This window comes from Streptomyces hokutonensis, assembly GCF_000376565.1.
In the GTDB taxonomy this organism is placed as follows: domain Bacteria; phylum Actinomycetota; class Actinomycetes; order Streptomycetales; family Streptomycetaceae; genus Streptomyces; species Streptomyces hokutonensis.
The window spans coordinates 38,030-44,458 of record NZ_BARG01000092.1; the positions used below are offsets into that span (position 1 = coordinate 38,030).

Annotated in this window: 3 protein-coding genes; 1 reads left to right on the forward strand and 2 read right to left on the reverse strand. The window is 73.1% G+C overall.

The features are described from left to right. Nucleotides 1-25: 25 nt before the first annotated feature. Nucleotides 26-757, forward strand: a complete 732-nt coding sequence (locus SSP08S_RS46505; RefSeq protein ID WP_019074519.1) for a TetR/AcrR family transcriptional regulator — start codon at nt 26-28, stop codon at nt 755-757. A gap of 307 nt (nt 758-1,064) precedes the next feature. Here SSP08S_RS46505 and SSP08S_RS46510 read toward each other — a convergent pair whose 3' ends face one another. Continuing rightward, entirely contained in the window at nt 1,065-2,186 is a 1,122-nt protein-coding gene (locus SSP08S_RS46510; RefSeq protein WP_019074520.1) for a M20/M25/M40 family metallo-hydrolase, read from the reverse strand. A 136-nt stretch (nt 2,187-2,322) separates the two neighbouring features. Continuing rightward, nucleotides 2,323-6,429, reverse strand: a 4,107-nt coding sequence (locus SSP08S_RS46515; protein ID WP_026179415.1) for a hypothetical protein, incomplete at its 5' end; no start/stop codon positions are given.

Consider the following 6,429-nt stretch of genomic DNA (forward strand, 5'->3'; position numbering starts at 1 on the left):
CCGGAAGCCGAGGGAAGGGACGAGCATGAGTGGTGCGCGCACGGGCGAGAGCAAGGACGCTGCGGCGAGCGGGACCGGTGGCCGGCGGCGGCTGGCGAGGGACACGCTCAGCCGGCGGGTGATCCTGGACGCGGCCGAGAAGGTCGCCACCCGGGACGGACTGGAGGCGTTCACCTTCCAGGCCCTCGCCAAGGAGCTGCACGCCCACCCGACCTCGCTCTACCGGCACTTCCGCGACAAGGACGAGCTGATCCTGGAGCTCATCGACGACCTCCGGGCGCGGTCCTACGGCGGACAGCTCAAGGCCACCGACTCCTGGCGCGACGACCTGCGCACGCAGGCCCGTTACATCCACGAGCACTACATGCGGTATCCCGTGTTCGCCTGGCAGATGGCGGCCCGTACGACGCGCCGGCCGACCGAGTTCGCCAATGTGGAGTTCGCCCTGGACTGCCTGCGCCGGGCCGGCCTCGACGACGAGGAGGCGGTGACGTTCGTCCGGGTCTTCGGCAACGTCATCCGCTCCCTCTCCGCCATGGAGGCCGGACTCCAGGCCCTCGACGCCGACTCCCGAGACCGGGACACCCTGGCCTGGGAACTGGAGTACCGCCGCCTCCCGGCAGACACCTACCCGCGCATCGCCGGCCTCACGGCCCCGCTGGCCCCGATCGGCGACCCCAAGATCTTCGACAACGCGATCGACATGCTGCTGGACTCGGTGGAGGCGCGGGTGGGGGGTGGGGGGACGGGGGTGTAGGCGGGGCCTGGGCCCGGACCCGGACCCGGAATTTTGGGCCGCTGGGGGCTCGGTCTCAGGCCGTTGGGGGCGCAGTCGGGGCTCGGTCTGAGGCCGCCGGAGGCGTAATCGGTGGTCGGTCTCGGGCGGCCGGAGGTGAAGCCGGGGCTCGGTCTCAGCAGACCGGGGGGTGAAACCGGTGCTTGGTCCCTGCCCGCCGGGGGCGAAACCAGGGTTCGGTCGAAGGTCGCCGGAGCCGGAGCCGGAGCCGGAGCCGGAGCCGGAGCCGGAGCCGGAGCCGTAGCCGTAACCGGGGCCGGGCCCGGTCTCAGTCCGTCGGGTCGGTGAGGAGGCCGGCGACGAGGGTGGTGCGGTTTTGGACGGACGTGAGGTCCACCCACTCGTGGCGGGCGTGTGCGCCGCCGCCGTCCGGGCCCAGGCCGTCCAGGGTGGGTACCCCCAGGCTCGCGGTGATGTTCCCGTCCGAGCCGCCGCCGACGCCGGTCTCGGTGACCGGGCCGAGCCCCAGCCGTTCGGCGACCGCGCGGGCGGAGCGCAACAGGCCGACGGACATGCCGCGTTCCAGCGGGCCGCGGCTGACGCCGCTCAGGAAGGCGAGCTCGGCGCCGGGCTCCCGCGCGCGCAGGGCCCGCAACTCCCGTTCCACCCGGTCCAGTTCGCCGCGCTCCCAGGCCCGTACGTCGACCTCCACGAACGCCCGCTCCGGAACGGTGTTGGCGGTGGTGCCGGCGCCGCCCACCGTGGGCGTGACGGTGGTCCCGCGCTCACGGTCGGCCAACTCGCTGATCGTCAGCACCTGGTGGGCCAGCTCGATCAGCGCGTTGACACCCTTGTGGGGTTCGAGCCCGGCGTGCGCGGCCCGGCCACTCACCCCGAGGCGGTACTGCCCGACGCCCTTGCGCGCGGTCTTGAGCGCACCGCCCTCACCGGGTTCCAGCACCAGCACCGCGCCGCAGGCGGCCGCGGCCTCCTCGACGAGCGCGCGCGAGGTGATCGACCCGCGCTCCTCGTCCCCGGACACCACCATGCTGACGTGCGGGACGTCACCGGCCAGCGCGAGCGCCTCGAAGGCCAGCACGAGCCCGGCCTTCATGTCGAAGACCCCGGGCCCGGTCGCCCGCGCCCCCGACACCGCGAACGGGTTCTCCGCCAGGGTGCCCAACGGCCACACCGTGTCGGCATGCCCGAGCAACAGGACCCGGCGGCTCTTCGGCACGGCGGCATCCGCCCCGCGCCAGTACAGATGCGGCACCCCGCCGGAGACGACGCGCTCGGGCCGCCCCAGCACGTCACCCGCCCAGGATTCGAGCAGGTCGTAGGCGTCGTTCAGCCCCCGCTCCCCACCCGACGGCGTCTCGATACCCACCAGCTGCCCGAGCCGCCGGGTGAAGCGCTCGGGGGGAGCGGAGCCGGAAGAACTGAAGGACAAGGAGGCTTCCTTCCGATCGGTGAGGCCCGGAATCCGAGGAGCCCGGGATCGGAGCATCACCATGCTCCTAGTCTAGGAGATAGTCAATATGCGTTGCTAAGGCCCTCGAGTCCTCGCGCTTGCACACGCTTGACGGTCAGTCGTCCTCCGGGCGTACCGCTCGGAGGATCTGCTCGATCTGCTCGCGGCGTGTCTGGTCGGTGAGGAGCTCGCTGCCCAGAAGCCAGTAGGCCCGCACTCCGCACTCCGCCCGCACCGCTTTGAGCGCGTCGCCCAGCATCCTGCGCGCCGTGCCCGCGGTGGACCGCATCTCCGTGCGGACCGCGAGCGCCTCCTGGTACAGCGCGAGGATCAGTTGCTCGTGCCCACCCGCGTTCTCGGGGTCCTGCGCGCACAGTTGCCGTAGCTCCTCGGACAGCGCGCGCGCCGCGCCCAGGGGGCCCAGCCGGCTCCGGTCCGTGGCAACGGTCGCGTTGACGATCAGCGTTCGGCGGTTGCGGACGGTGTCGGGGTCCGTCCACCGTGCGAAGTCCTCGGCGACGGCCGACGCGCTGGGCACGTCCCTGCCCGAGTTGATCCAGCCGTTGTACGCCTCGGTGAGCAGCCCGCGCAGCTCCTCGTCGTCGGGGCGCTCCTCGAGCAGTTCGCGCACCAGCTCCACGGCCTCGGCGAACCTCCCGCCGCTGATGTCGAGAAGGACGAACTCCATGGCGACCTGCCGTCGCCCCAGCTCACCGAACGCGTCGTGCCTGGCCCTGGACAACACCGCGCGGGCCTCGTCGTGCCGGCCGAGGGCGGTGAGAAACCTCGCCAGGCTGCGGGCGGGGCCGGTGGCTCCGGGAAGCCGCTCCACCCAGCGTTCCAGAGCGATCGTGGCGGCCGCGAGGATCTTGCGCTGCGCCTCGTCGCCGGGAAGACCGGTCTTCCTCAGCTGCCTCTCGACGCCGAACGCCGATTCCGCGGACGAGGAGTAGACCTGACGCGGGTCGTCGAGGAGACCGGCGTACTCCTCGGGGATGGCGTCGGCGTTGCGGCCCCAGGAGAGTGCCGTCCGCCGGAACCGGTCGGAGAAGTCCCGTGTGGCGGGGCCGGACGCCGCGTCCCTGGCCGCCTCGTAGATCCGTTTCACGGCGAAGTCGCAGGCGATCCGCGCGAGTTGGTTGTAGTGCTCGATGATCTCCCCGGCATCACCCCGGACGCCCAGCTGCCGGGCGCCGCGCAACAGCCCTTCGTCCGCCGGATCCAGGGGCAGCGAGTCGACGCGGCTCAGATTCGCGATCACGTCGCCCGAGTACTCGGTCAGCGGCCATTCGGAGTCCTGGCTCCGTACGGCCTTGGCGAGCTTCTCCTTCCACAGGAGCCGGTCGCGCGCCCATTCCTGGTGGGCGCTCTCCTCGGCCTCGTCGCCCGCCCTCCGGGTGCGGCCCCGGGTCCGTGAGGCCTCCTTGTGGGCCGTGTCGATCATCTCGTCGCACAGTTTCCGGAAGGCCGCCCGGACCCTGGGCGGGAGCAGCCGCACGGCCTCTTCGACGGCTGCCTTGCGACGGTCCCGGGCGGCGGCCAGACCGGTCTCCTTGACGGAGCGGCCGACGCCGAGAACAAGGGTCGAACCGCGGTGCGAGAACGCGTGGTTGAGCTCCTCCAGCCGTAGATGCGCGAGGGCGGTCGTGACCTTGCCGGCGCTTGCCAGCAGCCGTACCACCTGTCCGTGGTTCTCGTCCGGTTCCCGGCCGGCCGTGGCGGGCGGGCAGAGCGGGGCCGTACCGAACGACGCGGCCAGCACGCGGTGCAGCTCGGCGCGTTCGGCGGCGCCGCCGCGGATGTCCCCGCCGAGCACGGCCCTCAGGTACCGCGCTTCGAGATCGCGGCTCCAGGTCTGGGCGGCCGGACCGAGGTCCCCCGCGACGGTGTGCGCCACCGCGAGATTCCGCAGTACGGCCGGGTGCAGTGGGTCGTCGGTGAGCATGGTGTTCCAGCGCCGCCGCGCCGCCGCCGACCGTCCGAGCCGCTGATCGGACTCCGCCTGTTGTCCGCCGAGGTAGGCGCGCAACAGGGCGACCGCCTCCCGGTGCCTCAGCTCGGCCGGATAGGCGTCCAGGGTCTGCCAGGCCTCGGCGAAGTTGGCGTCGAGGGCCTGTTCGGCGACGGCGAGGGCGTGCTGGACCCGCTCGCGCGGACCGGCCCGATCGGGCGGCGGCGGGGGAGCCGGGCGCCGGGTGGTGGCGTCGGCCGCAGAGGGGGTGGCGGGCGCCGGGGCCAGGTCGGCGAGGCGCTCCGCGAGTGCCAGGGCGGACGGAGAGGGTGCGGGTGGGGTGGTGGGGAAGACCGTCAGCCGCGCCGCCAGCCTCTTGCCGACCTTCTTGTTGAGGATGCCGCGCAGCCTGCCGGGACCTTCCTGGAAACGCGCCTCGCACTCCTCCAGCCGCCGGTGGAACTCCGCGAACGACATCACCAGACCGGAGGCCGAGACCTCGGGGGCCTTGAGCCGCTGCAGGGCCTCCAACCGGTCCGTTCGTACGGCTTCCAGGCGGTTCACCAGGTCGCCGAGAACCCGCTGGTCCCCCAGGGCGCGGGCGTAGCCGGACTCCTCGTCCACGTCGGCCTTGGCCAGCGCCTTGGCGTGGTCGACGGCGTCGTTCGTGACGGCGGTCAGCCGGATGGCCGCCTCCTCCAGAAGGGCCAGCTCGTCGTCGGGGGCGGGGGAGTCGGCGGGCTGCCTCTCCAGCGCGGTCAGCCGGTCCTCCAGAGCCCTCGCCCGGTCGCCGGGCGCGGGCGCGGCAGTCCCGAAGTCCCGCTCCTGCTTCGCCAGTTGCCTGGCCACCCGCTTGTGCAGGACGGCCCGCAGGCTGCCCAGGGGCTCCTGGAACGAGGCCTGGCACTCCCCGACCCGCCGCTGGAACTCCTCGAAGGCCATCACCAGCCCCGAGGGCTCCACCGCCTGGAACCGCTGAAGCTCCTCCAGCCGGGCCTGCCGCAACGCCTCCAGGCGCAGCACCAGATCCGTCAGTACGTCCCGGTCCCCGGCGGCCCGGGCGTAGTCGGCCGCGTCCGTCACCGTGGCCCCGGCGAGGGCCTTGACCTGCGCCTGCACCTCCTTCACGAGGTCGGTCAGAGCCGCGGCGGCCTTCTCGAACTCCGCGAGCCGGCCGTCGGGATCCAGCGCGTCCGGCCCCGCCGGATCGGCCGACGGCGCCACGTCCGCCATCGGCTCGGCGGGGTCGGCGGCGAGCTGCTCCGCCACCAGCAGCAGCGCCTTCTCGTGCCGCGTGTGATCACCCCCGGTGAACTCCCGCGCCGCCGCGTGGGCACCCAGGTCCGGGAAACGGAGCGGGCGGCGGAACAGCCTTCGGCGGTGGATCAGCGCGATGAGCACGTCGGGCAGCGAACGGTCGGCGAGGCAGGCGGCGAGCCGGTCCGGGAGTCCGGCGGGGTCCATCTCGAAGAGGTCGCAGACCAGGTGCAGCATGCGCCTCGCCGGACCGCCGCCGGGTGGCAGCTGCTTCGCCAGCCGGCGCACGGTCGCGGGCGGGTAGCCGTACACCATCCACTGCACGGCGAGGACGGTGAACGCGGCCGTCCCGCCCCGGCGTCGGCGGGCCAGCCGGGCGATGTTCTCCAGTTCGGCGGCGAGTACGTCCCGGGTCTGGGTGGTGGTGTTGCCGCGGAGCCGGCCGTCGGCCGTCATGTCGTGGATGCCGGTCCAGCGGCATTCGCCGGGGCGGAGCAGCGGGAGCGCGGGCGGCGGTGTGGCTTCCGTGCCCTCCCCCGCGGCCTCCTCCGTGCCCTCCTCTGCGGCCGCCGGCGCGAAGTCGTGGCGTCCCTCGCGGATCTTGACGGCGATCGTCTCGGCACGCGCGCGACGGCCGTCGTCCGCGCCCTTGCGCCGATCGTCGAGTCCTCGGTACGCGAGGCTCAGATGCGCCCAGACCCGGTGGTTGGCGGGAGACAGGTCGGCCGCCGCCATGAACCAGCGCACGGCTGCCTCCGGTTGGCCGTGACGCAGGTACAACAGCCCGACGTGGTAAGGGTGCTTGGGGTTCGTGTCGTCCGCCCGGTGGGCGCGGGTCAGCATCCTCAGCGCGGTCGCCGGGTCGGTGGCGGGATGCACTCCGATCCGGAAACTGGCCTCGACGGCCGCGTCCCACTGGCCCTGGGTGAGTGACCGTCCCTGTTCGAGGTCCGACCACAGTCCGTCGGCCAGCCGCCGCAGTACGTCGGGCCGGTTCTCCAGCGCCCCTCGGGA

Excerpts from the sequence above, each read along its gene's own strand:
- SSP08S_RS46505 (WP_019074519.1), top strand. The coding sequence starts at position 26 with ATGAGTGGTGCGCGCACGGGCGAGAGCAAGGACGCTGCGGCGAGCGGG.